The organism is Serratia sp. MYb239 (genome assembly GCF_002966855.1).
GTDB lineage: Bacteria > Pseudomonadota > Gammaproteobacteria > Enterobacterales > Enterobacteriaceae > Serratia_B > Serratia_B rhizosphaerae.
Genome location: NZ_CP023268.1, coordinates 243,341 through 269,486, shown reverse-complemented (window position 1 = coordinate 269,486; position 26,146 = coordinate 243,341). Strand labels below are relative to the sequence as shown.

24 protein-coding genes are annotated in these 26,146 nt (G+C 60.6%); 2 read left to right on the top strand and 22 right to left on the bottom strand.

The features are described 5' to 3' along the window. Positions 1 to 3 precede the first annotated feature (3 nt). The 11 genes from tatD to udp all read right to left on the bottom strand — a co-directional run bounded on the left by tatD (position 4) and on the right by udp (position 9,678). On the bottom strand, positions 4 to 786 hold the full coding sequence (tatD, locus tag CLM71_RS01240) for a 3'-5' ssDNA/RNA exonuclease TatD (protein WP_105233188.1): 783 nt from the start codon (positions 784 to 786) through the stop codon (positions 4 to 6). A gap of 53 nt (positions 787 to 839) precedes the next feature. Continuing rightward, on the bottom strand, positions 840 to 1,610 hold the full coding sequence (gene tatC / locus CLM71_RS01235; protein WP_015344202.1) for a Sec-independent protein translocase subunit TatC: 771 nt from the start codon (positions 1,608 to 1,610) through the stop codon (positions 840 to 842). Positions 1,611 to 1,613: 3 nt separating this feature from the next. Next, positions 1,614 to 2,132 carry a Sec-independent protein translocase protein TatB gene (gene tatB, locus CLM71_RS01230; RefSeq protein ID WP_105229410.1) on the bottom strand — a complete coding sequence of 173 codons (519 nt, stop codon included), beginning with the start codon at positions 2,130 to 2,132 and terminating at the stop codon, positions 1,614 to 1,616. A 3-nt stretch (positions 2,133 to 2,135) separates the two neighbouring features. Continuing rightward, positions 2,136 to 2,399 carry a Sec-independent protein translocase subunit TatA gene (gene tatA / locus CLM71_RS01225; protein WP_105229409.1) on the bottom strand — a complete coding sequence of 88 codons (264 nt, stop codon included), beginning with the start codon at positions 2,397 to 2,399 and terminating at the stop codon, positions 2,136 to 2,138. Positions 2,400 to 2,532: 133 nt separating this feature from the next. After that, positions 2,533 to 4,164 carry a ubiquinone biosynthesis regulatory protein kinase UbiB gene (gene ubiB, locus CLM71_RS01220; protein WP_105229408.1) on the bottom strand — a complete coding sequence of 544 codons (1,632 nt, stop codon included), beginning with the start codon at positions 4,162 to 4,164 and terminating at the stop codon, positions 2,533 to 2,535. Further along, positions 4,161 to 4,769, bottom strand: coding sequence for an SCP2 domain-containing protein (locus tag CLM71_RS01215; RefSeq protein ID WP_105233187.1), 609 nt, complete (start codon positions 4,767 to 4,769; stop codon positions 4,161 to 4,163). The genes ubiB and CLM71_RS01215 overlap by 4 nt, the downstream gene beginning before the upstream one ends. A 13-nt stretch (positions 4,770 to 4,782) precedes the next feature. After that, positions 4,783 to 5,538: a bifunctional demethylmenaquinone methyltransferase/2-methoxy-6-polyprenyl-1,4-benzoquinol methylase UbiE gene (gene ubiE, locus CLM71_RS01210; protein WP_105229407.1), complete on the bottom strand. Its 756-nt coding sequence runs from the start codon at positions 5,536 to 5,538 to the stop codon at positions 4,783 to 4,785. An 80-nt stretch (positions 5,539 to 5,618) separates the two neighbouring features. Further along, a complete protein-coding gene (gene rmuC, locus CLM71_RS01205) occupies positions 5,619 to 7,154 on the bottom strand; it encodes a DNA recombination protein RmuC (protein ID WP_105229406.1) in 1,536 nt (511 codons plus the stop codon). Between the two features lie 125 nt (positions 7,155 to 7,279). Then, on the bottom strand, positions 7,280 to 7,810 hold the full coding sequence (locus CLM71_RS01200; protein WP_105229405.1) for a DedA family protein: 531 nt from the start codon (positions 7,808 to 7,810) through the stop codon (positions 7,280 to 7,282). A 90-nt stretch (positions 7,811 to 7,900) separates the two neighbouring features. Then, on the bottom strand, positions 7,901 to 8,683 hold the full coding sequence (locus tag CLM71_RS01195) for a tyrosine-protein phosphatase (protein WP_105229404.1): 783 nt from the start codon (positions 8,681 to 8,683) through the stop codon (positions 7,901 to 7,903). A gap of 233 nt (positions 8,684 to 8,916) precedes the next feature. Further along, positions 8,917 to 9,678 carry a uridine phosphorylase gene (udp, locus tag CLM71_RS01190; RefSeq protein WP_105229403.1) on the bottom strand — a complete coding sequence of 254 codons (762 nt, stop codon included), beginning with the start codon at positions 9,676 to 9,678 and terminating at the stop codon, positions 8,917 to 8,919. 272 nt (positions 9,679 to 9,950) lie between these two features. Between udp and CLM71_RS01185 the strand changes: the two genes are divergently transcribed. Further along, entirely contained in the window at positions 9,951 to 10,787 is an 837-nt protein-coding gene (locus CLM71_RS01185) for a dienelactone hydrolase family protein (protein ID WP_105229402.1), read from the top strand. Positions 10,788 to 10,859: 72 nt separating this feature from the next. Here CLM71_RS01185 and CLM71_RS01180 read toward each other — a convergent pair whose 3' ends face one another. The 4 genes from CLM71_RS01180 to metE all read right to left on the bottom strand — a co-directional run bounded on the left by CLM71_RS01180 (position 10,860) and on the right by metE (position 16,164). Further along, positions 10,860 to 11,861 (bottom strand): iron ABC transporter permease, encoded by a 1,002-nt coding sequence (locus CLM71_RS01180; protein ID WP_255414266.1) that lies wholly within the window; start codon positions 11,859 to 11,861, stop codon positions 10,860 to 10,862. After that, positions 11,858 to 12,811, bottom strand: a complete 954-nt coding sequence (locus CLM71_RS01175) for an ABC transporter substrate-binding protein (RefSeq protein WP_105233185.1) — start codon at positions 12,809 to 12,811, stop codon at positions 11,858 to 11,860. Before CLM71_RS01175 ends, CLM71_RS01180 begins: the two co-directional genes overlap by 4 nt. Before the next feature lie 8 nt (positions 12,812 to 12,819). Beyond that, the gene (locus CLM71_RS01170; RefSeq protein ID WP_105229401.1) at positions 12,820 to 13,614 is read right to left on the bottom strand and encodes an ABC transporter ATP-binding protein; all 795 of its coding nucleotides are present in this window, start codon (positions 13,612 to 13,614) and stop codon (positions 12,820 to 12,822) included. Between the two features lie 276 nt (positions 13,615 to 13,890). Further along, entirely contained in the window at positions 13,891 to 16,164 is a 2,274-nt protein-coding gene (gene metE / locus CLM71_RS01165) for a 5-methyltetrahydropteroyltriglutamate--homocysteine S-methyltransferase (protein WP_105229400.1), read from the bottom strand. 126 nt (positions 16,165 to 16,290) lie between these two features. On the opposite strand from metE, the gene metR reads away from it, so the two are divergent. Then, positions 16,291 to 17,241 (top strand): HTH-type transcriptional regulator MetR, encoded by a 951-nt coding sequence (gene metR, locus CLM71_RS01160; RefSeq protein WP_105229399.1) that lies wholly within the window; start codon positions 16,291 to 16,293, stop codon positions 17,239 to 17,241. 46 nt (positions 17,242 to 17,287) lie between these two features. On the opposite strand, the gene CLM71_RS01155 is transcribed toward metR, so the two are convergent. From CLM71_RS01155 to CLM71_RS01125, 7 genes are read right to left on the bottom strand one after another with little or no spacing between them, the layout of a single operon-like run. After that, the gene (locus tag CLM71_RS01155; RefSeq protein WP_158684776.1) at positions 17,288 to 18,406 is read right to left on the bottom strand and encodes a porin; all 1,119 of its coding nucleotides are present in this window, start codon (positions 18,404 to 18,406) and stop codon (positions 17,288 to 17,290) included. Positions 18,407 to 18,450: 44 nt separating this feature from the next. Continuing rightward, on the bottom strand, positions 18,451 to 19,569 hold the full coding sequence (locus tag CLM71_RS01150; RefSeq protein WP_158684775.1) for a phosphotransferase: 1,119 nt from the start codon (positions 19,567 to 19,569) through the stop codon (positions 18,451 to 18,453). A gap of 14 nt (positions 19,570 to 19,583) precedes the next feature. Further along, positions 19,584 to 20,681: an aminoglycoside phosphotransferase family protein gene (locus CLM71_RS01145; protein ID WP_105229396.1), complete on the bottom strand. Its 1,098-nt coding sequence runs from the start codon at positions 20,679 to 20,681 to the stop codon at positions 19,584 to 19,586. After that, positions 20,678 to 22,507, bottom strand: a complete 1,830-nt coding sequence (locus tag CLM71_RS01140; RefSeq protein WP_105229395.1) for an ABC transporter ATP-binding protein — start codon at positions 22,505 to 22,507, stop codon at positions 20,678 to 20,680. The genes CLM71_RS01145 and CLM71_RS01140 overlap by 4 nt, the downstream gene beginning before the upstream one ends. Then, positions 22,504 to 23,652, bottom strand: a complete 1,149-nt coding sequence (locus CLM71_RS01135) for a glycosyltransferase family 4 protein (protein WP_105229394.1) — start codon at positions 23,650 to 23,652, stop codon at positions 22,504 to 22,506. The genes CLM71_RS01140 and CLM71_RS01135 overlap by 4 nt, the downstream gene beginning before the upstream one ends. Beyond that, entirely contained in the window at positions 23,649 to 24,887 is a 1,239-nt protein-coding gene (locus CLM71_RS01130; protein ID WP_105229393.1) for a glycosyltransferase family 4 protein, read from the bottom strand. The genes CLM71_RS01135 and CLM71_RS01130 overlap by 4 nt, the downstream gene beginning before the upstream one ends. Beyond that, entirely contained in the window at positions 24,832 to 25,863 is a 1,032-nt protein-coding gene (locus CLM71_RS01125; RefSeq protein WP_158684774.1) for a glycosyltransferase family protein, read from the bottom strand. Before CLM71_RS01125 ends, CLM71_RS01130 begins: the two co-directional genes overlap by 56 nt. Positions 25,864 to 26,146: the final 283 nt, after the last annotated feature.

The following is a 26,146-nucleotide window of genomic DNA, read 5'->3' as shown; positions in this document are numbered from 1 at the left end:
GACTCATGCCAACCGGAATAACCGGCGGGCGTTACGATCGGTTTCCTGCGCCAGCCATTGCGCATCTTCCTGACGCCAGGTCGCCACCTGACGGACGATATGGGGCAGAAAACAGGGTTCATTACGACGCGACGCAGGTTTTGGCTGCAAATCCCGCGGTAACAAATACGGCGCGTCGGTTTCCAGCAGCAACCGGTCAACGGGAATTTTCGGCAACAGCGCGCGCAGCGCCAGGCCGCGACGCTCATCACACACCCAGCCGGTAATGCCGACGGATAAGCCCAACGACAGGCAGCCTGCCAGTTCCTCTTCGTTGCCGGTAAAACAGTGCACGACGGCGGCCGGCAGCTTATCCAGCCAAGGCTCCAGCAATGCGACAAAACGTGCGTGCGCATCACGGCAGTGTAAAAACACCGGCATCGCCAGCTCCGCCGCCAGCGCCAGTTGCGCGCTAAAGGCCGCCTCTTGTTCCTGCGGCGTAGAGAAATTGCGGTTAAAATCCAGCCCGCACTCACCAATAGCCACCACTTCCTCCCTGGCGGCCAATGCGCCTATCTGCTGAGCGACATCGTCGTTCCAGCCGCTGGCCTGATGCGGATGCACGCCCGCAGTGGACCAACAGAAGTCGCGGTAATGCTGCGCCAGCGCGCTGGCCGCCTCACTTTCCGGCAGGTCGGTGCCGGTAATCAGCATCCCCGTGACGCCGGCTTCCCGGGCGCGTTCAACCACCTGAGCGGCATCTTTGGCAAATTGTGAACTGGTCAGGTTAACACCGATATCAAACATGGCTTTTCCAAAACAGAAGCCGCCCATCAGGGCGGCTTGGCGATAACAATAACTCAAGACGTCGGGTGTTCTTCACCCTCATCCTCTTCTTCCGGCTGCGGCCGTCGCTTGCCGACGTAGAAGCGGGCAAAGAAGATGCCGACTTCAAACAGCAGATACATCGGGATAGCCAGCAGCGTCTGCGAGAACACGTCCGGCGGCGTCAGCAACATCCCCACCACAAAGGCGCCGACCAGCACATAAGGACGCTTCTTCTTCAGGTCTTCCGGCGAGGTGACGCCACTCCAGCACAGCAGAATTATCGCAACCGGTACCTCAAACGCCACGCCAAACGCCATAAACAGCGCCATCACAAAGTCGAGGTAGTTGTTAATATCGGTAGCAATCAATACGCCGGCCGGCGCGGTTTTGGCAAAGAAGCCGAACGCCAGCGGGAACACGATAAAGTAGGCAAACGCCATACCCAGATAGAACAGGACGCTGCTGGAAAATAGCAGCGGCATCATCAGGCGACGCTCATGCTTATACAGTGCCGGCGCAATAAACGCCCAGACCTGATACAGGATGACCGGCGCCGAAACGAACACCGAGACAATCATCGTCAGTTTAATCGGGGTAAAGAAAGGAGAAGCCACGTCGGTGGCTATCATGCTCGCCCCGGCCGGCAACTGCTTGATTAACGGCGCAGAAACCAGCTGATAAATATCATTGGCAAAGAATACCAACGCAATAAAGATCACCAGTACGCTGATGATTGAGTTCAACAGCCGCTTACGTAGTTCGATCAGATGACTGATAAGCGGTTGGGTGTCTTCCACAGCCATGTTTTAACGATCGCCATTAGATGAGTGGGATGCCGGGGTGTGGTCCGCAGCAGACGTGACGGGAGCCTTGGCCGCAGACGAGGTCGCTGGCGCTTCCGGCGGCACAGCTTTCGCAATGGCGGCCGGCGCGGCGCTGTTCGCCGCCTCTGCGGTAATGACGTCGTCATGCGTCGCCTCAGGCTCGTCAGTCCGTGGATTATGGATAGTGTTGGCTTCAGCATCAGCACCAGGCTGATACGAACGCTTCAGCGAGTCGGCCGCTTCTTTCAGCTCGTCCATCGACGCCTTCAGCTCCGGCGTCAGATTTTGCAGACCGGCACTTTCCGCTTTCTTCAGGCTGTCCTGCAGTTCCTGCAGCTTCAGCTCCTGAGAGAGTTCATTTTGCACCGATGCCGCCAGAGAACGCAGAGCACGGATCCAGCCCGCAACCGTTCTTACCGCAACCGGCAACCGTTCCGGCCCCAGCACAACCAGACCAATCACCAGTACCAGCAGCAGCTCACTAAACCCAATGTCAAACACGGTTTATACCTGCTCTTTGTTCTTCGACTCTTCAGTTTTCACTTCCGGCTGCTTATCCGCGATAGGCTTGGCCGCAAAGTCAGCATCGTGGCTGGTTTTTTCCGTCGTGTTGGTTGACGAGGTGTTGTTGTCGTCGCCAATCGCCTTTTTGAAGCCCTTGATCGATGCGCCGAGATCGGAGCCCAGCGTACGGAGCTTATTGGTACCAAACAGCAGCACCACGATCACCGCAATGATCAACAATTGCCAAATACTAATACCGCCCATTCCAATTACCTCTAGATTTACAGGGGTTATTCAACGTTGCCGCATTATACGGCAACTTTTAACCGGGTTACGAGTTCCTCGTCGACTTTTACATTACGCTGACAAGCGTAAACAGGGTCCACGAAAAACAGATTCAGCTCGCGCGCTTCCAGCCCACGATCCAGGCGACGATCCCTCCGGCCATCATCCAGGCCGGCAGTACCTCGATACCGCCCAGCAACAGGATGGAACCGCCTACTAATAGTGTAGCGCCAACGCCGAACAAATACCGCGACTGTCCCTGCCGGACGCGCTGCGCCTGCATCTGATGGGTCAGCTTATCAACGCTTTGTTGCAACAGCTTATGCTGCTGCAAACTATCATAAAATAATTCCGGCAGTTCAGGCAGCTTCTCCGCCCAGAACGGCGCCTTGTCTTTCAGGGCGCGGACAACCGCAGGAATGCCCACTTGATCGCGCAGCCAACTTTCCAGGAAGGGTTTCGCCGTGGTCCACAGATCTAACTGCGGGTAAAGCTGCCGCCCCAGGCCTTCAACGTACAGCAGGGTCTTCTGCAACAGCACCAGCTGCGGCTGCACTTCCATATTGAAACGGCGCGCGGTGTTAAACAAGTTCAACAGCACGTTGCCGAACGAAATTTCCGCCAGCGGCTTTTCAAAAATCGGCTCGCACACGGTGCGGATGGCGAATTCAAAGTCTTCCACGTTGGTATCGCGCGGCACCCAGCCGGAATCGACGTGCAGTTCCGCCACCTTGCGGTAGTCGCGGTTGAAGAAGGCGATAAAGTTTTCCGCCAGGTAACGTTTATCGTCTTTGTTCAGCGAACCGACGATACCGCAGTCAATGCCGATATAGCGGGGATCTTCCGGATGCTCATAGCTGACAAAGATATTGCCCGGGTGCATATCGGCATGGAAGAAGCTGTCGCGGAACACCTGGGTAAAGAACACCTGCACGCCGCGTTCGGCCAGCAGTTTCATGTTGGTGCCCTGCGCTTCCAGCGTCGGGATGTCCGACACCGGTATGCCATAGATACGCTCCATCACCAGCAGGCTCTCGCGGCAGTAATCGGAATAGACTTCCGGCACGTAAAGCATCGGGCTGCCGTCGAAGTTACGCCGCAGCTGAATGGCATTCGCCGCTTCACGCAGCAGGTTCAATTCGTCCAGCAGGGTCTTCTCATACTCGCGCACCACTTCGCGCGGGCGCAGGCGGCGACCGTCCGGCAACAGTTTCGGCACCCAACCGGCCAGGCGGTACATCAGGCGCACGTCGGCTTTGATAATCGGCCCGATATCAGGCCGGATCACCTTCAGCACCACTTCCTTGCCGGTGGTTTTCAGGCGGGCGGTATGTACCTGCGCAATCGACGCCGACGCCAAAGGCTGTTGTTCAAAATCGTCAAACCACTCTTCCAGCGGCCCGCCCAGCGCCAATTCGATATGCTTGCGCGCCAGCGCGCCGTCAAACGGCGCTACGCGGTCCTGCAGCAGCGTCAGCTGGTCGGCAATGTGCGGCGGGAACAGATCGCGCCGCGTCGACATCATCTGGCCGAACTTGATCCACACCGGGCCCAGTTCCTGTAATGCCAAACGCAGACGTTCGCCCAGCGGCTGATCCTTGTGTTTGTTCGGCATCCAGAACAGTAAACGCCGGCCAAAACGCAGCGGCAGGGTCAGACGCATTTTAGGGATTAGCTCATCCAGGCCGTAGCTAAGAAAAACGCGAACGATAAAGTACAGGCGGCGTAATTCGCCAGGGGTCATCGCTTACCCTCCAACTTGTCCATGCGGGCCAACAAGGCTTCCAGACTGCGGGTTGCGGCGTCCACTTCTTCGTTGAACCACACCACTTCCAGCGGCCCCGGCGCAACGCGCCACTCTTCGGTCAGCGTTTCCGCCACGTAGCGCTGCTGGCTCTGCAGACCGGACTTCAGCAGACAGGCGCCTTTGCCCATCACCTGCGTAATACCCTGTGCGGCAATATCGCCGATGTAGGGCGCCAGCCACTCTGCCGGATCCCACTCCGCCAAATCCAGCAGCCCGACCAGCTGTTGCACCACCTGAATATCGCCTTCGACAACCAGCTCGCCGCTGCGCATCAACGGCGACAGCTGCTGACGGTCACGCAATTTCAGCAGCACCGGAATACGCGTCTGCACCGTGCAGTCGGCTGCATCTTCGGATTGCCCCAGCACATCGACCCGCTGTTCGCTGAAAATCAGCACCAGCGGCGCAGAAAACTCCTGCAGTTCAATCCGCAGCACCTTGCCGGCCAAACGCTGACGCGCGGCCTTCATGCTGCGATCGCGGAACAGCAGGCTATTGAGCGACGTTTCCAACACGCCGGTCAGCAGCGGGGTTAACAGCATCGGCATGTCCATATCAGAACTTAAAGCCCCGGTGCAGTGCGACGATGCCGCCGGTCAGGTTGAAGTAGCTGACGTTGTCGAAGCCGGCGTTCTGCATCATGCCTTTCAGGGTTTCCTGATCGGGATGCATACGGATGGATTCCGCCAGATAGCGGTAGCTTTCCGGATCCTTCACCACCAGCTCGCCGATTTTCGGCAGTACATGGAAGGAGTAGGCGTCGTAGGCTTTGCTCAGCGGTGCCAACAGCGGTTTGGAAAACTCCAGCACCAGCAGACGGCCGCCCGGCTTCAGCACGCGGAACATCGAACGCAGCGCCTTGTCTTTATCAGTGACGTTACGCAGGCCGAAAGAGATGGTGATGCAGTCGAAATAGTTATCCGGGAACGGCAGCGCCTCAGCATTGGCCTGCACGTAGTTGATGTTGCCGACAATGCCGCGATCGCGCAGCTTATCACGCCCCATCTTCAGCATGGATTCGTTGATATCCGCCAGCACCACCTGCCCCTGTTCCCCGACCATGCGCGAGAACTTGGCGGCCAGATCGCCGGTGCCGCCGGCCAGATCCAGAACGCGCTGACCGCGGCGCACGCCGCTGCAATCAATGGTAAAACGCTTCCAGACCCGATGAATGCCGAATGACATCAGGTCATTCATTACGTCATATTTGGCCGCTACCGAGTGAAAAACATCGGCCACCATGGCCTGTTTTTCTTCACGTGCTACGGTACGAAAACCGAAATCTGTGGTTTCCTGCGATTGATCTGCCATTGTCTTGCCTGCTATTCAGTCAATTTTGTAGTTGTGGAGTGTACCAGAACCCCACGAAATACCCCACCTCGCCGCAGCGTTCATCCCTGCGACGTCTGGTCGGTAGCATCTTTTGCCTCTGCCCCTGGCAGCGCACCGGCGGCGTCATCGGTTGCCTGTGCGCCTTGCCGATCCTGCTCGCTGGCCTGCTGCGCCAGCTGCGGGTTTATCGGCCGCTTCACCTCAACCCCCAAGGCGCGGAAGCCTTCGGTCTGACCGATAAGATTACCACGGCCTTCGCTGAGTTTGTTCATCGCCTGCCGATAGCTGCCCTGCGCTTTATCCAGACTTTGCCCCAACGCCGACATATCATCAACGAACAGGCGCATTTTGTCGTACAGCCGCGCCGCGCGGTCGGCAATGCGCTGGGCGTTCTGGCTCTGGTGCTCATAGCGCCACAGGTTGGTGATGGTACGTAACGCCACCAGCAGCGTTGTCGGGCTGACCAGCATGATATTGTGCTTCAGCGCTTCGCTGATAAGCTCAGGCTCGCGGTCAATAGCCAGCAAGAACGCCGGCTCTACCGGAATAAACATCAGAACGTAGTCCAGCGAGCGCAGCCCCGGCAGTTGCTGGTAATCCTTCCGTCCCAGCAGCCGGATATGTCCGCGCAGGGAGGCGATATGCTCACTCAGCGCGGCTTCGCGCTCCGCCTCATCTTCGCTGTTGAAGTATCGCTCATAGGCCACCAGCGACATTTTGGCGTCGATCACCACGTCTTTCCCCTGCGGGAGACGTACGATCACATCAGGCTGCATACGGCTCTGATGGTCCAGCCGCACGTTCACCTGTGTTTCATACTCATGCCCTTCCCGCAGGCCGGAGGCCTCGAGTACCCGGCTGAGCACCACCTCGCCCCAGTTGCCCTGAGTTTTGTTATCGCCTTTCAGCGCTTTGGTCAGATTGATCGCCTCACGCGCCATCTGCGCATTCAGCTGCTGCAGATTACGTATCTCGTGAGTCAGGGTGTGGCGCTCCCGCGCTTCCTGGCCAAAGCTGTCCTGTACCTGACGACGGAAGCCGTCCAACTGTTCGCGCAGCGGCAGCAGCAGCCGATCCAGACTCTGCCGGTTCTGTTCATCCACCTTGCGGCCGCTGTGTTCGAAGATGCGGTTGGCCAGATTCTCAAACTGGGTGGTCAGCCGCTGCTCGCTGTTGATCAGCAGCCGCTGTTTCTCTTCGGCCGCCATGCGCGTTTCTTCCAGGCGAATCGTCACCTCGCGCAATTCGGCCTCCTGCATGCTGTTGACCTCGCGCTGGGCGCGCAGCTCCTGGTTGAGCTGCTCGCACTCGCCACGCCAGTGTTCAAGCTGTTGTAGCTTCTCCCGCGCTGCGGCGAACTGCCCGTGCAGATTACGCAGGTCCAAATCGTTTTGCCGCAGCTGCTGCTCCTGCCGCTGCGCCGCCTCCTGGCGCGCCGCAATCTCCTGCTGCGCCTGCTGCAGCGACTGCTCCAGCAAACGCAGTTCCGTTTCGTGATGCGCCTGGTTCTGCTGCTGCCTCAGGTTGGCGATCAACCACCCCAGCAGCATGCCGATGACCACGCCGCCAATACCGTACACCAAGCTGGTATCCACCCTGCCTCCCGTTAACCCGTACCGTCTGGCGCTTCGCGCCCGCTGCCCGTCACGTTAAGGGGAGACTGTATGGATGTCCAGTCAGAATTTTATCTGCCGTGCAATTATGCGCAACGCTGCGCAAACTAGGCAAACCACTGACTTAACCACTTGATACCGAACGCCCCCGGCGCAAGAATGCCAAACGCCCAGATCATCGCCGAGGTCAGGTTGGCCAATTGAAAATAGCGCTGCGGCATGGCGCAGATACCGCCGACCAGCGGCACCACCGCGCGCAGCGGGCCGAAGAAACGGCCGAAGAAAATGCCCAGCACGCCCCAGCGTTCAAAGAACGCATGGCCGCGCACCAGTAATTGCGGATTGCGCGACAGCGGCCACATATGGGCCACGCGATCCTGATAGCGGTAGCCGATCCAATAAGAGAGCCAATCGCCAAAGAATGCGCCGGCTGCCGCCGCCGCCCAGATCGGCCAGAAGGCGATGCCGCTTTCCCCGATCAGCGCGCCCAGCGCCAGCAGGATCACCGTCGCCGGCAGCAGCAGGGAAAGAAACGCCAGCGATTCGCCGAAGGCCAGGAAGAAAATAATCGGAATGGCCCAGCCCTCGTGCTGCCGCACGACGTCGCTGACCCAGTGAATAACGTCGCTGAGACTCAAAGACAGGCTCCTTTACGGCGCTGTGATAGTTAGATCCTATGCTCGCCGGGGCTGATTAAACCCCGGCTAAACGCGGCGGCGATAGCCGCCTCACTCCAGATAGTGCGCCTGCAGAGCGGCACGCTGGCTGGCGCCCAGGCCATACTCCGCCTCCAGCCAGCGGTCGGTGCTGCCGTACTGTTCGCGGATACAGCCCAGCGCCGTCATCAGAAACTCTTCACGGGCGCTCAGCACATAGGCAAACTGCGCCAGCGCAGACTCATTCAGACGTACCGACAGCTGATCCAGCATCTGTTCGCGGAAGGCGGCCAGCGTGGTTTCCGTCAGCAGGTAATCTTCCACCACCGTCGCTTCATCCGCGCCTAACGCAAACAGCACCAGCGCAGAGCCGACCCCGGTACGGTCCTTGCCAACCGCACAGTGCTGCACAATGGCCCCTTCCGCCGGGTTGCCGAGCAGGCTCGTCAGCTGCTGATAGGCCGCATTGCCAAACGGCAGACGGCGATACAGCTCCAGCATAAAAGCACGCGCATCAAACGTCGCCAGCGTCTCGCTGGTGAGTTTTTCCAGGTTGGCGTTCACTTCATTGCTCAGCGGGTTGGCAGGGAAATGGTGGTACTGCGCCCCCTGCCATAAAATATCCGGCTTGGCCTGCACCTCATCGGTATCGCGGTAGTCCAGCACCGAACGCACCGGGACGCCCGCCAGGAACGTACAGTCGTTTTCCGTCAGGCGTTCCAGCGAGCCGGAACGAAACAGCAGGCCGCGCTTGATGCGCCGTCCGTCGGCAGCGCTGTTGCCGCCTAAATCACGAAAGTTGATGCCGCCATCCAGGGGCGCAAGCGAGGGGTGGAGCAGAATTTGGGCGGTCATAGACATCCTCTTGATTATTGTCTGAGAAAGCGCCAACGCAGTGAGTGGACAAAGCGGGCGGACGCTGAAGGTTATACCCTAAATAATTCAAGTTGCGGCAACAGACAAGGGAGTATGACTGAAAAGGCGCAAAACTTTTTACCGCCGGCAGCGCCGCAGCTTACGTACTGATGCAGAATTTAACGCGCAGGAAGGGAGAAACGGGCCGCACGACGGCCCGTAAAAACAGCGGATTACAGCAGGCGACGCGCCGCGTCCACCACGATCTGCACCGCTTTGCTTTCGGTCTGCTTCATGGTTTCCGCGTTCGGGATTTCCTGCTGGGTACGGTTGACGATCACGCCGGCCACCATGCCGGCACGCAGTCCCTGGCTGGCGCACATGGTCAGCAACGTGGCAGATTCCATTTCATAGTTCATTACGCCCATCGCCTGCCACTCCTCCATCGAGCCTTTGAAGCGGCTGACCACGCGGCCGGAATAGGTGTCGTAACGCTCCTGTCCCGGGTAGAAGGTGTCAGAAGAGGCGGTAACGCCGATATGGGTCACAGCGCCGTTATCCTTGGCCGCCTCGACCAGCGCGGTGGTACAGGCGAAATCGGCCACGGCAGGGAACTCCATCGGCGCAAAGTGCAGGCTGGCGCCGTCAAGACGCACCGCCCCGGTGGTCACCAACACGTCGCCGACGTTGATATTCGATTGAATGGCGCCGGTGGTGCCGATACGCAAAAACGTACGAATCCCCAGCTGTGCCAGTTCTTCCACCGCGATGGAGGTCGACGGCCCGCCGATACCGGTGGAACAGACGATCACCGCTTTGCCGTCCAGCTCCGCGCGCCAGGTGGTGAACTCACGATGGGACGCCAGATGCACCGGGTTCTCCATCAGTTTGGCAATTTTTTCTACGCGCTGCGGATCGCCGGGAACAATTGCCAACTGAGCCCCTTGTAAATCGTTTTTGGTGAGGCCGAGATGAAAAACATCAGACTGAGACATACGAGACTCCTCATAAATCAGGATTATTGGGAGGAACAAAAAAGCACTCTACTGAAAATCTTCGCCATTTTTCGTGACTAACATCACCACAAAGGAAGAAACAGGCAGCGATCGACATATTTTATGTGATTTAAATCACATTAATAACCCCAAAGAGCCATGTTTTCACTGGCTCAAGCATAGCCGACAAACGCCACAAAACGGCGATGACAACCGACCATCTTGTTATCTATAGTTAATCTTTGCTCCGCTTCTCTTGGATGGAGACCGCCATGAAAACCGAACACGCAATGACACTAGAACCGGTACAGGGAAGCTTCGCCCCTGCCGCCGAGCCGTTGGCCGATACGACAATTTACACCGACGATCAGGGCATTCACGCCGGGGAAACCACCATTCCCTCGCAGGGCGATGATCTGCCGGCCTATATTGCCAAGCCGGCTAACCATCAGGGCCCTTTCCCGGTGGTCCTGGTGGTGCAGGAAATTTTCGGCGTCCATCAGCATATTCAGGATCTCTGCCGCCGGCTGGCGAAAGAGGGCTACCTGGCGATTGCGCCGGAGCTGTACTTCCGCCAGGGCGATGCTACCGACTACAGAGAGATTGGCGAACTGCTGCAAAAACTGGTCAGCAAAGTGCCGGACAATCAGGTGCTGGCCGATCTGGACCACGTCGCCCACTGGGCGACCCGGCACGGCGGCGACACCAGCAAACTGGCCATCACCGGTTTCTGCTGGGGCGGACGCATCACCTGGCTGTATGCCGCGCATAACCCGCAGCTCAAGGCTGCGGTAGCCTGGTACGGCAAACTGGTGGGGGAAAAGACGCTGAATTCGCCCAAGCATCCGGTTGATATTGCCAGCCATCTGTCGACCCCGGTGCTGGGGCTGTACGGCGGGCAGGACAGCGGTATTTCACTGGAAAGCGTGGAAAGCATGCGCCAGGCGATCCGCGCCGCCAACGCCGATGCGGAGATCGTAGTCTACCCCGAAGCCGGTCACGCCTTTAACGCGGATTACCGCCCGAGCTATAACGCCGAAGCCGCGCAGGACGGCTGGCAGCGCATGCTGAACTGGTTTGTACAGCACGGCGTGGTCGGGGTGAAGTAAACGGCGTACGGGCTCAGCGCAACGGCTGGGCCCAATCACGACGCCGGCACGGCGGTGGCTCTGACTTAGCACTTAGCGTTTAAACAGAATCATCAGCACAAACACGCCGCCTAACCCGGCGGTAATCACGCCAATCGGCAGCTCCTGCGGCGCCATCAGGGTGCGGCTGAGCACATCGCCGGCGGTCAGCAACAGTGCGCCGATAACGGCGCTCAGCGGCAACAATGGCAAATGACGCACGCCGCACAGCGGCCGCGCCAAGTGCGGCACCATCAGGCCGACGAAGCCAATCACCCCGGTTAGCGCCACCAATGCAGACGTCGCCAGCGCGCAGCAAAGAAATACCTCACTGCGTAACCGCGTCAGCTGGACTCCCAGCGAAACGGCGGTCTGTTCCCCGCCAAGCAAAGCGTCCAGTGACCGCCAGCGTAAGCAGATAAAGCTTATCAGCAGCAGGTTGGCGGCGGCCGCCAGCCAAAGATTTTGCCAGCTTGCCAGCCCCAGACCGCCCAATGACCAAAACAGAATCGCGCTTGCCGCACGCTGATCGCCGGTGAACACCAGGTAATTCGTCAGCGCGCCGAACAAAAAAGAGATCGCCAGGCCGCTGATCACAATACGCTCCGCGCCTTTATGCTGTTGCAAACGCAACAGCAGCATGACGGCAATGGCGGACACCAGGCCGCCGATAAAGGCTGCAATGGGTAATGTCCAGTTCCCCAGACGGTCGCCCAGACGCGTAATCACCGCAACGGCCCCGGCCGACGCGCCGGACGAAAGGCCAAATAAAAACGGGTCCGCCAGCTCATTGCGCGTGGCGGTCTGCAGCAACGCGCCAACCAGCGCCAGCCCCGCGCCGGTGAGCGCCGCCAGCAACACCCGCGGCACACGCAGCTCAAACACGATCCGGGCGATCATCGGCGACGCCGGTCGATCGCCCAGCCCTAATACCGCCATCAGCTGTCCATCAGGTAAACGGGTCGCACCGATAGCGATACCGACCAGCATCAGCACCGCCAGCAATGCCAACAGCAGTACGATCGCTACGACATAGCGCAGCCTGCCGTTAATCAATCAAAGACCTCCGGATACAGCACGCGCGCCAGTTTCTCTATCGCCGCGATATTGGCCGGCCCGGGCGTCAACTCGGCATACTTCAGGCGCAGATAACGCTGATGACGCACTGCCGGGGTGTGTTTCATTAACGGATGCGCGGCAAGAAACTGCTGCAAGTGCGCCGCGCCTCCCCCATGTTGATAATCCAGCAGCACAATCACATCCGGCTGCTGTCGCGCCACTTCTTCCCACGACGTGGTCGCCCAACTGGCCGCCAAGGTATCCATCACGTTTTTGCCGCCGGCGGCCTCAATCAGCGCGGTCGGCATGGCATATTTCCCGCTGGTGAAAGGTTTATCCTCACCAGAGTCATAGACAAAGACCTTGGGCGCCGGCCGCTGGCCGATACGTTGACGCAGCGTTTCCAGCCGCTGTCGCCACAGATTAACCAACTGGACAGCCTGCGTTTCACGACCGAAGATTTTCCCCAGTTTCAGCATATCGTCATACAGCAGCGCCATACTGGCGCGCGGCCGTGACCGCTGAGTCCAGATGCAGCTTTCGCTCAACACCAGGGTTTTAATGCCATATTTCGCCAGCGACTGCGGCGTAACCTCGCCGCCGATTTTCATGCCATAGTTCCAGCCGGCGAAGAAGAAATCCGGATTGGCTGCCAACAGCGTTTCCAGTGACGGATACTTGTCCGCCAGCTCGGGAATCGTTCCCTGCTGACGTTTGAATTCGGCATCGACCTGATACCAGCCGGATATGCCGGTCAGCCCGACGATATGCGGCTGCAGCCCCAGCGCAAATGCCATCTCGGCCATGTTTAAATCGTTGATTACCGCCCGCTGCGGCGCAGCGTTGAAGGTCAGCGGTTCGCCGCAGCTGTCGACCGTCACCGGAAACGCCGCACCCAACGCCGGCCACGCCAGCAGCAATAACGCATGCAATACTGCCCTGCTCATAAACACCCTCACCCTGCGCATGGCGGCGCTTCAAAAATATGTAATGGCTGGCCGGTTTGCGGATGCGGGATAACAAAGCTGTCCAACCCGAATACCGCGCGGATACAGTCGGCGGCCAGCGCGCGCTCCGGCACATCGCAGCGCACCAGACGACCGCGTTCAATCACCGCTACCCGGTCGGCAAACGGTGCAACCAGCGGTAAATCATGCAGCACTGCAATCACCGTAATCCCCTTGCGTTTCACCCATGACAACAGGCTGGCACGCGCCAGCGGGTCAAGATGATTGGTCGGCTCATCCAGCAGTAACAGCTGCGGCGTTTGAGCGAAAACGCGCGCCAGCGCCGCCCGCTGTCGCTCGCCGCCGGAAAGCCGGGCAAAGCGGCGCTGCCTCAGCGCCTGCATGCGGGTTTCCAGCAGCGCCTGTTCGACAATCTGCCGGTGTTGCCGCATGCTCCCCTCTCCCTGATAGGGCAAGCGCCCCAAAGAGACGTATTCATCGACGGTAAGGTGCGGATGAGCGCTGTCATTTTGCGCCAGAAGCGCAATCGCGCGGGCGCGCTGCATGCGACTAAGCTGAGACAGGGCGCGTCCGGTAAACCGCACGTCACCGGACGTCGGCTGCAGCTCGCCGGTCAGAATACGCAGCAGCGTGCTTTTGCCGCTGCCGTTAGGGCCGATGATCGCCAGCCGCTCTCCCTGCCGCAGGCTCAGACTGATATCGGACAGCAGCGGTTTACCGCCGATGGACAACGACAGCCGCCGTAATTGCAATAACGCAGGGCCATCAGATTGAACAAACAATGAGAAGCACCTCAAATAATATGTTATAACATAACAATATCGAATGAGGGCACAGCCCGCAATCCCCTTTAGCACCGTAATAATAAAAAAGGGCGCCGAAGCGCCCTGAAGTTGATGACAAAGTCGTCTGATGGCCGGAGATACCCGGGCCTAGCGTAACGAGGGGCACTCCGGCGGCTTACGCCGCTACGACCTCATCGCCACGCTCTCCCTAATAACTAACTTTGTCAGCAGTCTGAGGGCGCCGAAGCGCCCTCAATCCTGTTGCTGTCTGGCTTATGCGTTTTCACGCAGGCGCTGCGCCGCCAGCACCATGTTCGCCAGCGATTGACGGGTCTCCGGCCAGCCGCGGGTTTTCAGGCCGCAGTCCGGGTTCACCCACAGGCGCTCCGCCGGAATGTTCTGCGCTGCCTTGCGCAGCAGCGCTTCAATCCATTCCACGCTCGGCACGTTAGGCGAGTGGATATCGTATACGCCCGGCCCGATTTCATTCGGGTATTCGAACTCCTTGAAGGCTTCCAGCAGATCCATATCGGAACGTGAGGTTTCGATCGTGATCACATCCGCATCCAGCGCCGCGATCGAATCCATGATGTCGTTAAACTCGCAGTAACACATATGGGTGTGAATCTGCGTATCGTCACGTGCCACTGCGGCATTCAGCTTGAAGGCATCCACCGCCCAGTTCAGGTAAGCGGCCCAGTCGGAGCGACGCAGCGGCAGCCCTTCGCGCAGCGCCGGTTCGTCAATCTGAATAATGCCGATACCGGCCTTTTCCAGATCTGCCACTTCGTCGCGCAGCGCCAGCGCAATCTGCTTGGCGATGGTTTCACGCGTGACGTCTTCGCGCGGGAACGACCAGCACAGAATGGTCACCGGCCCGGTCAGCATGCCTTTAACCGGCTTGTCGGTCAGCGACTGGGCAAACTTGGCCCACTCGACGGTAATCGCCTGCGGACGGCTGACATCGCCGATAATCACCGGCGGTTTCACACAGCGGGAGCCGTAACTCTGCACCCAGCCATTTTGCGTAAACACAAAGCCGTCGAGGTTTTCACCAAAGTATTCCACCATGTCGTTACGTTCAGCTTCACCGTGCACCAGCACGTCCAGGCCCAGGCGCTCCTGCTCGGCAATCGCCTGTTTGATATGTTCGCCGATACTGGTGCGGTAGTTGCTGCCGTCCAGCCTCCCCTGTTTGAAATCAAGACGCAGGCCGCGGATTTCAGTGGTCTGCGGGAATGAGCCAATGGTGGTGGTCGGCCAGGCCGGCAGGTTGAAGCGCTCGCGTTGCGCGTCGGCGCGCTGCGGATACGGGCTGTTGCGCTCGCTGTCCTGCGCGACGATGGCCGCCAGGCGCTGTTCCACCTGCGCGTTATGTACGCGGCTGGAGTGACGACGGGCACGGATTGGCGCGCTGTAGGCGTCCAACTGCGCTTGTTTATCCGCATCCGGGGCATTCAGCGCCGCGCTCAGCAGCGACAGCTCCGCACATTTCTGCAGGGCGAAAGCAAACCAGCTCTTCACCTCTTCATCGAGGCGCGTTTCCACACTCAGGTCGATCGGGCTGTGCAACAGCGAACAGGAAGAGCCAATCCACAGCGGACGGCTGCCCACCAGCGGCTGCAGATTATCGAACCAGCGGCTCAGATCGGCGCGCCATACGTTGCGGCCGTTGATCACACCCAGCGACAGCAGCCAGTCTTTCGGCAATGCATTGTTCAACGAGGCAATATCGTCGTTGCCCGCCACCAGATCGACATGCAGCCCCTGCACCGGCAGCGCGCGGATGGTGTCTAGGTTATGGCCGACGCTGTCGAAATAGGTAGTCAGCAGCAGTTTTACCTGGCCCCGCAGTGCCTGATACGCCGGCTGGTAAGCATCCAGCCACGCCTGCGGCAGCTCCAGCACCAGCGCTGGCTCATCAATTTGCACCCACTTCACGCCGCGTTTGGCCAGCTCCGCCAGTACCTGCTGATACACCGGCAGAATATCCTGCAGCAGCGTCAGGCGGTCAAACGGCTCACCCTTAACCTTGCCCAGCCACAGGTAAGTCAGCGGCCCCAGCAGCACCGGCTTGATCTGATGTCCCAGCGCCAGCGCCTCGTCCACTTCATCCAGCAGCTGCGTCCAGCCCAGCTTGAACCGCTGGCCCTGATGGAATTCCGGCACCATGTAGTGATAGTTGGTGTTAAACCATTTGGTCATTTCCGCCGCCGCTGCCGGCTCGCCGCTCGGAGCGCGGCCGCGGCCAATGCGGAACAGCGTATCCAGATCGACGGTACCATCCTGGTTCTGATGACGTGCCGGCACGTTGCCCAGCAGCAGGCTGGTGGTCAGTACGTGATCGTACCAGGCGAAATCGCCGACCGGCACCAAATCTACTCCGGCCTGCCGTTGTTGCTGCCAGTGACGCGCGCGCAGCTCACGCCCCACGGCCAGCAGTTCTTCCTGCGTTGAGTTACCTGCCCAGTAGCTTTCCTGCGCTTTTTTCAGCTCACGACGTAGCCCAACACGCGGAAAACCCAGAGTGTGATTCAAAATTGTCATCGTCTTTCCCCCATTGTGGCCCGGACAAATGGGCACTTAGCCGTCTAGATGTTTACACATCCATAATCAACAGGTACTGTAGTAACCACAAGCGCAAATTATTCACTGTCACCGTGAAGGACTCTCATGATCGAACTGAAACACTTACGGACGCTGCAGGCACTGCGTAATACCGGCTCGTTAGCCGCCGCGGCAGCCCAACTCCATCAGACCCAGTCTGCCCTTTCGCATCAGTTCAGCGATCTGGAACAGCGTCTGGGTTTCAAGCTGTTCGTTCGCAAAAGCCAGCCGCTGCGCTTTACCGCGCAGGGAGAGATCCTGTTGCAGCTGGCGGAGCAGGTGCTGCCGCAGATCCAACAGGCGCTGCAGGCCTGCCATGAACCGCATCAGACCACGCTGCGCATCGCCATCGAATGTCACAGCTGCATCCAATGGCTGACGCCGGCGCTGGATAACTTCCGCCAGCGCTACCCGCAGGTGGTGATGGATTTTAAATCCGGCGTCACCTTCGACCCGCAGCCGGCCCTGCAGCAGGGCGAGCTGGATCTGGTGATGACCTCCGATATTCTGCCGCGCAGCGGTCTGCACTATTCGCCGATGTTTGATTTTGAGGTGCGTCTGGTGCTGGCGCCAGATCACCCGCTGGCCGGTAAAACGCAGATCACACCGGAAGATTTGAGCGATGAAACGCTGATGATTTACCCGGTGCAGCGTCAACGGCTGGATATCTGGCGTTACTTCCTGCAGCCGGCCGGCATCAGTCCGGCATTAAAAAGCGTCGATAATACGCTGCTGCTGATTCAGATGGTGGCGGCGCGCATGGGCATTGCCGCGCTACCGCACTGGGTGGTGGAGAGCTTTGAACGTCAGGGGCTGGTGATCACCAAAACCCTGGGCGACGGCCTGTGGAGCCGGCTGTACGCCGCGGTGCGCGACGGCGAACAGCGCCAGGCGATCACCGAAGCGTTTATTCGTTCCGCCCGTCAGCATGCCTGCGATCATCTGCCGTTCGTGCGCGACGCCGCACGCCCCAACGCGGTGCCGCCCGTCACTCAACCGCTGACGTCACAGCCCTGAACCCATGCCGGCCGGACGCCCGATCGTCGGCGTCCGGCCGGGCGCTTTAGAAATAGATGCGCAGCCCCAGCCCCAGCAGTCTGTCAGTCACTTTGTCGTACCGGTCAGCGCGTTGATCTTCATGGGCCAGCTCGACCCAGGTAACGACCTTTTTCGTCAGTTCATAATCTGCGCCTATCACATAACGCTGCTCCCGCCAGTTATTGGCATCATGGTTGCCCGCCTTCCGGTAATAGCCGCCGTAGAGATTACCCCGGCCCCAGTCCCAGTTTGCTCCCAGCCCCAGCAGTTCAGCCTTCGGCGTCCCGTTGACTTTTTTATACGCATCTCCCGAGCGCTGGTTGTCGTTTTTGATGCGCAACCGCCCGTAGTCAACCGCCAGAGAGAGATCGAGATCCGCCAGGGTATACTCTGCGCCGATGCCCCAGATCTCTTCTTTGATCGCCTTCACCCGCTCCTTGCTGTCCATATAATTCTGGGGTTTCTTCGCGCGTTCGCCGTTGCCTTCCGCCATACCGTATCCTGCGGCCAGCCGCAGGTTCGCCTGACGGAAAAAGGCCGCCAGCGTGTAGGCGTTATTGATATCGTTAATCTCATCGCCGTTTTGCAGGGTGTAGGTTGCGCCGGCGCTGAAACCGGCAAACTCGGCGGACATCATGCGCACAGAATTGGACACGCGGCCGATAAAGTCATTTTTACCGTCATCGGAGCTGCCGGTGGAACGGCCAATATACCTATCGCCGAAATCCAATACGCCGCCATATTCGTAGGTATAGTCTGAACGCGCCACCTTATCGAACGGCGACAGGACGCGACCAATGGCGATATCGCCAAGACTGCGCCGCGCCAGACCGACATACGCCTGGCGGTTGCCCAGTTTGAATTTGTTCTCCGCCGACTGGGTATCGTTGCCAAACTCTAAATAACCGAAACCGCGCAGGTCGCTGTCGATTTGGTGTGAAATGCCAATACCGAAACGCGAACTCTCATCCTTGATATGCGTGCTGTTTTGCCCCGCGTCGGTTTTCTTCGCATTTTCGAACATCAGGCGAATTGAACCGGAAAAATCCAGCGTGGTGCCCTTTTCTTCATACAGCGTTATCGCCTCAGCCGCACCAGAAAGGAATAACAACGGTACTGCCGCTAAACATGAATTCCTTATCATCCTTCTCTCCCGCTTGTTCATACCCCGTCGCCGATACAGACGGCTTACAGCCCCTGATGGTCGTCAGCCTGCACCATATGCTTAGCCATTTTTTGCCAGGCAGGCCGCCACTGATAAACGCCAGTCAGGCGGATCCAGCTCAGTTCGGTAAATAAGTTCGCACGCGCCATCGACGCCTCATCCGGCGCCCAACCGTTCAGCAAGGCCTGTCGCGCCAGACGAAAACGAGTAAAACTGAGCGAGGGCTCCAGTCCGCTGCACCAGGCATGCTGATAGGCCCGCAACCGCAGATGTGCCAATACGTTGCCCAGATCCAGCGCCGCATCGCCCAGCGCCAGCGTGTCAAAATCCAGCAGCGCCGGCCCGTCCGGCGTGAACAACACCTGTTTGTCGTGCAAATCACGATGCAGCAGAGACAGCGGTACGACGCCCTCACCGGCCAGCGCGCCGCAAAGCTGCTGACTGCGCTGGTGCAGAACCAGCACGCGCTCCGGCGGCACCTGCCCAGACAGCATCATGCGCATCAGCCAGTCATCAACGATGCGCCACTCATCCTCAAGGCGATGCTGAGGCAAACCACACCAGTCGGCAGGGAGTTCACGTTGACAGCGGCGCATCATGCTGCCGAAGGCGAACCAGCAACCGGCCAGCCCACCGTCATCCAGCGACGGGTCATTTCCCAGTTCGGCCAGCGTCCGGCCCGCCAGCGGGGCGGTGATTAACGCCGCATCGTCATGCTGCAACAGCGCCGCCAACACGGCGTGTCCGCCGTAATAGCGTGCGGCGCACGCCTGACGATGCACCAGCGCCGGCGCTTTCCCCGGCCGCAGCACCTTGATAAAGCCGTGGACGGAACGGATCACCGCCCGCTTTCCCCTGCGGTGCGCCACGACCACGGCGCTGGGGTCGTCCCGCAGCGCGTGCTGTAAATGCCCCGTCAGCGCCGGCAACGCCGCATCCTGACCATAGGGATGAAGTCGCAGCCACTGCGCCTCCTCCGGCAGGAGCGGATTGACACTCAGCAGCGCTGCATGACGACGGCTGCGATCGCCGTGCATCGGCGTCGCCTCCACGATGATGCGCTTCACCGCCGGCGGCAGACTATCGTCCAGCGACGGCCAGCAGCGCTGCAGACGCCAGACGCCGCCTGACAGAGCAAACATGATCTCCGGTAGTTTCATTCCAGCACCGCCCACGCCTGTTGAATGCGCGCCTGCAGTGCACCCTGCCAGTTCTCATCGCCATAACGATACGGTTCGGCCGCCCGCTGAAGCAGCGCATACGCCACCCACGCCGACAGCGCAGGGTAAGGCAGCGCAGGCAGGCTGCGTAAGTTGCCCTGCAGCATCTCAACCGCCAACAGCGAGCCGATGTCCATCACCGGCTGCCCGTAGCCGGCGCGATCGACATCGATCAAACGCGGCGGTCGCCGGGCGTGCCACACAATCTGGTCGGCGGAAAAATCGCCGTGCACCAACCCCGGCGGCCGGTTCAGCGAGTCCGCAACAGCCGCCGATAAGCGTTCCGTCAACCGCCGCACCTGATGGTGCAGCGCCGGCAGCAGCCAGCACAGCGTGCGTTCAGCCTGCGCCAGCGTCTGCGCGAACCAGCTTGCGTCATAATGTGGCAGATCCAGGCCGTCGGCGTGCAGCGCATGCAGCCGGGCCACAGCAAACAAGGACTCCTCCAGCCTATCGGCCGGCACGCTCCCGGCGGTTTCACCTTCCAGCCACTGCAGGCTGACGATATGATGCCGTGTGTCCATCCGTTGCAACGCCGCCCCCAACCCTGCCTGATGAACCAGCCTCACCACCGCTGCATAAGCCGGCGTGCAGCGGGCCAGCACTCTGACCAACGAAGAACCGCCATGCCGCTCTTCCACCCGCAACACCATCCGCCGCCCCGGTCGATATTTCAGCAGCGACCAGCCTGTCGTCGCCTCGCCAGACAGCCGGCGACGCAATACCCGCCAGCCGCGGTGCAGCACCGGATCGAGCGCCATGCTGCCCATGATCGCTCCGGATCCCAGTGCGAGCAGCGGCAGGCCGTACCGCTCAGCGCGCTGCCTGAATTTATTCGCCTTCAGTGGATCGGCGTGGACATAGAGCCAGCCTCTGCCGAGGCCGTCGCCGAAGTCGCCCGAAATCTCTCCCCACACCGAGGTGCCGGGCTTGACGCGCAGGTAATGGCAGCCGATGGGCTGCCCGGCCATCTGGGTTAACGCCTGATCGCTCAACGCACGCCGGATAGCCTGCGGATCCGCCAGATTAATCATCCTATTTCCCCTCCGTGCTGCGAGTGGCTGCCGGCGCGCTCTGCCCCCCAGCGAGCAAAACGACCATCGGCCGCCAGCAAGGCGTCCCGCTGTCCGGACTCAACCACCCTGCCGTCCTCCAGCCAGATGATGCGCTCACAGCGCATCGCGACGTCAAAGTCATGGGTGATCACCAGCGTGGTTCTGGCGCGAATCAAGCGGTCAAGGCTATTGAGCACCGCCTGCGCCGCCCGGCTGTCCAGCCCGGACGTCACCTCATCCAGCACCACCACCGCCGCATCGCGCAACAGCGCCCGGGCAATGGCAATACGCTGACGCTGGCCGCCGGACAGCGTCTCGCCGCGCTCCCCGAGCACCGTATCAAAACCGGCCGGCAGCGCCTGAATAAAGGCCAGGGCGTCGGCCTGCCGGGCGGCGGCGACAATGGCCGCATCGTCTGCGGCCAAATTGCCCATGCGGATGTTGTCGCGAATACTCATGGCGAACAGCACCGGCTCCTGATGCACCACCGCCACCTGCGCACGCAGAGAAGCCAGCATCAGGCCGCGCAACGGCCGCCCGTCAAGGCGCACCTCACCCCGGGCAGGATCCTGCAGACGCATCACCAGCGCCGCCAGACTGGACTTCCCGGCTCCGGATGCGCCGACCAGCGCGACATGCTCGCCGGCCCGAATATGCAGCTCAACGCCCTTCAACACCGGCGCACCGCCGTAGTCTGACCAGACATGGTCAAAATGCAGTTCGCCGCGCACCGGTTCGGAACAGGGCCGCGCATCGGCAGCATCGCTGATTGCGGGCTGCTGCCGCAGCACCTGCATCACCCGCTCGCCCGAGGCGGCGGCGCGCGCGATCCTGCCGCTATATTTCGCCACGTCGCGCAACGGTTTCATGGTGGTTTTCATGTACGTCAGAAACAGCACCAAATCGCCTGGCGTCATCTCGCTGCGCAGCACCTGCAGCCCGCCGAAAAACAACACCGCCCCTACGGCAAGGGCCACCAGCACATCGGTGGCGCGCTCCAGTGCCGCGGCCAGCCGCCGCGCCCGCACGCCTTCAGTCAGCGATTTTTGATTAGCGCCGGCAAAACGTCGGCTGAACGCCGACTCCAGGCCATAAGCCTGCACCACCGCAATCGCCCCCAGCGTTTCATGCGCCAGCGAAGCCAGCGCCCCCTCCTGCTTTCGGGTTTTCCGCGCTGCGGCGGTGATTTTCGGGGCAGAATAGCGGGTGGCGAGCACAAACGCCGCAGCACAGCCCAAGACACACAGGGCCAGCGGCGGGTTGAGCCACAGCATCACGCCGCTCATGGCCACCAGGGTCAGCAGGTTGCCCATCAGCGGCAGGCCGGCGGTGACCGCCACCTCCTGCAGACGGCCGATATCCGCCACCAGCCGCTGCACCAGATCGCCCTGCGGCGTAGTACGGTGATACTGTACGCTCAGACGCTGCACGTGCTGATACAGATCGGCGCGCAGCCGGGTGGCGATGCGGCTGCCGGTCAGCGCAAAGGCCAGCGTGGTCAGAAAGCTCGCCATCGCGCGCAACATCGCCAGCGCCAGCGCACAGCCGCCGCAGACAAGCAGCAGCCACAGCGTCGCCGGCGCCAGATCGCCGTCCAGACGAGCGCCCAGCGAAACCGACAGCGCGTCAATCACATATTTCACCGGCCACGGCTCGGCAACGCGCAGCACTACCTCCGTCAACATCGCCAGTACGCCGCCGGCGGCAAGCTTCTTCTGCTGGCGCAGGTAAGGCAGCATATGGCGCACCATCCGTCCGAGCGACGACGCGAATGCGTACGCCTCAGGCCCTGTCGCTGACGTCATCGCCGTCCTCCTGGCGTCACGCCGGTCGCCATCGCCTGCAGCATACGCGCCGTCACCCGCTGCCAGCTTTGACCCAGCGCCCAGCGGCGCGCCGCCTGCCCCAGCCGTTCGCGCAACGCCGGGTCATCCGCCAATGCCAGCAGGTGGCGCGTGAGCGCCTGGCTGTCGCCCGGGGTAAACATCAGCGCCGTTTCACCGTGCAGCAGAATATCCGTCAGTTGCCCGTGCGCGCCCGCCACGATCGGCAGCCCGGCGGCGGCATATTCAAACACCTTGAGCGGGGAGAAATAGGGTTCCGCCTCGGCGGTATAGGGCGCGACCGCAATGTCCATCCGCTGCAACAGTGCTGGAATAGACTCCGGCGTCACCGCGCCGGTAAAGTCAACCTGCAGCGCCAGCCTGGCGGCCAGGCTACGGAGACTCTCGGCCTGCGGGCCGTCGCCGACGATGCACAGCCGCCATGCAGGCCGTCCCGCCTGCGCGGCGGCCTGCAGCAGCACCTCCACCCCGTGCCAAGGCTTCAACGTGCCGACAAAGCCGATGGTCAGCGGGTTTGCCGCATCGCGCCGCGGCGGCGGAACGATACGTTCGGTATTAACGCCGTTGGGCAATATCAACACCCTGGCGGCCGGCGCATGATGCAGCACCCAGTCGGCAACGGCGGAAGAAACCGCCACCACTACGCTGGCCGCCCGCGCCGCCGCCTGCAGTGTCGCCAGCGCCCGGTCGTAATAGATCAGGCTGCGATATTTACGCTGCTCCTCCAGCAGCGGCGCATTCACCTCCAGCGCGCAGGGGATGCCAAGCTCGCTGGCCGTCAGCATCACGTCGGCGCTGAATAATGAATAACGTTCAATCACCCGTTCCGGACGCTGAACGGCAATTGCCTCCGCCATCCGGCGGCCGGCTCGCCACACCGCCTCCTCGCGTTCGCGGGGCGTCTGCGCCCCCGGCGGCAGCGGGAACACCTCAACCGGCAGATCCGCCAGGTCAGCAGGTACCGCATCGCCGCGCCGCAGGCATAACGCATTAACCTGATGCCCGGCGCGGCGCAGGGCGCGGATGACCTCCTGCACATGAACGCTGGCTCCTTTGGTGCCGAACAGCGCAATGCCGGGATCCGCACACACATAGGCAATCCTCATCGGTGCGTCCCCCCGGCGGGCGACGGCTCCGCCTGCGCCTGCGCCAGCAGCTGCGCCTGCACGGCGGCGTCGAAGTTGCGTTCGATCAGACTGCGGCCGGCATCGGCCAGGCGGCAACTCAACGCCCGATCCCGAGCCAGCCGCAGCATCGCCTCCGCCAGTGCCTCTGCATCATGCTGCCGCACCAGCAAACCGGTTTCCTCATGGCGGATCGCCTCGGGAATGCCGGTCACATCCGTCGCGATGCAGGGAATACCCAGCGCCATCGCCTCCAGCAGCACCGTCGGCAGTCCGTCCGCATTGCCGTCTTCCGCCACCACGCAGGGCGCGGCAAACGCCGTCGCCTGCCGCAACAGCGGGATCACCTGCTCCTGCGGCAACGCGCCGCGCAGCACCACCTGCTGCGCCAGACCGAGGCGCATAATCTGCGCCTGCAGCCGAGCCTGCTCCACGCCGCTGCCGATAATGTCCACTTGAAAGCCGACACCCCGATCGCGCAGCAGTCCGGCGGCGTCAATCAGGGTCGCAAAGCCTTTTTTCGGCACCAGACGCCCTACGGCGATAAAACGTGGCGACGCATCCGGCAGAGCGCTGGGCGCCTGGAAAGTAAAGGTTTTTAGATCCAGCCCGTTGTAGATACGCCGGATCCGAAAACCGCCGTGCGGATCCGCGGCGCCCAGGCGCGTTTCCAACCAGCGAGCGTTGTAATCACTGATAGCGACCACATGGTGCGCCTGGGAAAACAGCTGCCGCAAATGTGTGTGAGATACCGACTGATGGAACAGGTCTTTAGCATGGGCGGTTACCGAGAACGGCACCCCCGCCAAACGCGCCGCCAGCGCCGCCGTATCGGCGGACACCGTGGCGAAATGCGCATGCAGATGGTCGATTTTGTGCGCCCGCACCTGGCATGCAATTGCGCAGGCCTGCGCCGCCACCTCCATTGGCTGGCTGAATAAAACGGGCAGCAATGAATTCAGCGCAGGTAGCTGCTGCTGCGCCTGGCGCAGCAGTGCCCATAACGCATCCGCCGTTTGCGGCCGTATCGGATAACACACCGGCGCCTTGACTCGCCGCACCGCATCATGAATCAACGCCTCATCAGGCGTGCGCAGGGAAAAGATGTCCAGCGTTTCTCCCGCCGCTTCACGCGCCAGAATCTCCGTTGAGATAAAGGTTTCAGACAGCTTGGGATAGGTTTTCAGCACATATCCTGTGCGCGGTGTCCGTTGCATCAGCAGTTCCTTCCTTGGTGGTTAATAATGAGCTGGCCAGAGCCGGCACATGCTGCAGGCCATCCAGATCTATCCTGCTCCGTACAACGCGCCGTCCGCTGCACCGCTCCAGCCAGTCACCGACGAACGCCGGCGTGATCCGGTCAATCGGGCACATATCGATCAGGCCGCATTCTGCCAGCACCTGAGCCCGGATTTGCTGCTCCAGGCGCGGCGAACGACGCGGCACCACCAGCGTCGGCGTGTCGGTCGCCAACGCTTCGCACAGCGTGTTGTATCCCCCCATGGTCAGCAGACCAGCAGCGTAGGCGATACGGGTGGCCGCATGTTCGATAAACGATGTCACGCTGATGGCCGGCGAAGAGACCATCAGGCGCAGGGCTGCAACGTCTTCTGCCGGCATATCAGGGCCGGTGCAGACAAGATGCTGATACCCCGCCGGCACCCTGGCTCTGACGGCGGCCTGAGCGACGGGAAAACCGTCCGACCCTGCGCCGACAAAGGTCAGGAACTGCCGTCCCCACTGATTTTTCATCGCGGCGTCAGGTTCGCCCAGCGTACGCCGCCCTTTGGCGAGATAACCGGTGAAATCGCTTATCGCGCGTAACTCTTCGGGCAACTCGCCGGAATCAAACGGGGAATGAATGCGCGGATCGCTATAAATCCAGATCCGATGATAATATTCTCTGACCGCCTGATGACTGCCGCTGGCATACCATTGGGCCAGCGCGGTTTCTGGCGCGTCCAATATATCCCGCAGGCCAAGCACCAGCCGGGTTGTCGTCAGCGTCTTTAATGCCGGCAACAGCTCACCCTGTAAACCTGCAGGATGTTTATCAACAATTAAAATATCCGGCTCAAACGCCTCCAGTGCGGAAGCGATAATTTTTGCGCGCAGCGCCGCCAATTCCGCCAGCGGCATCACTAATTGACGTGAGCGGTAATTACCGCCGAGTTTTTCATAACCGGGCAGCACCAGGAGATCCCAATTATCCGGCCGACTCAGACGGCCTGCATGGTGGTTGCCTGAGATCAATAATCCGGTTACAGGCCCGGACAAACCGCGGCTCAGGCTGTATGAAAGCGCCAGGTTTCGCCGTAAGTGTCCCAGACCGACAGCATCATGCGAATACAGCACAATTCTAATAGGTTTACCGCATTCCATACGTCACCTTTATTGTTTTTTAGCCTAACGTTCATTCGCTCAGATAACGCCGCCAGAGTCAGGAATGAAAATCATCAATTGTTATTCACAAACA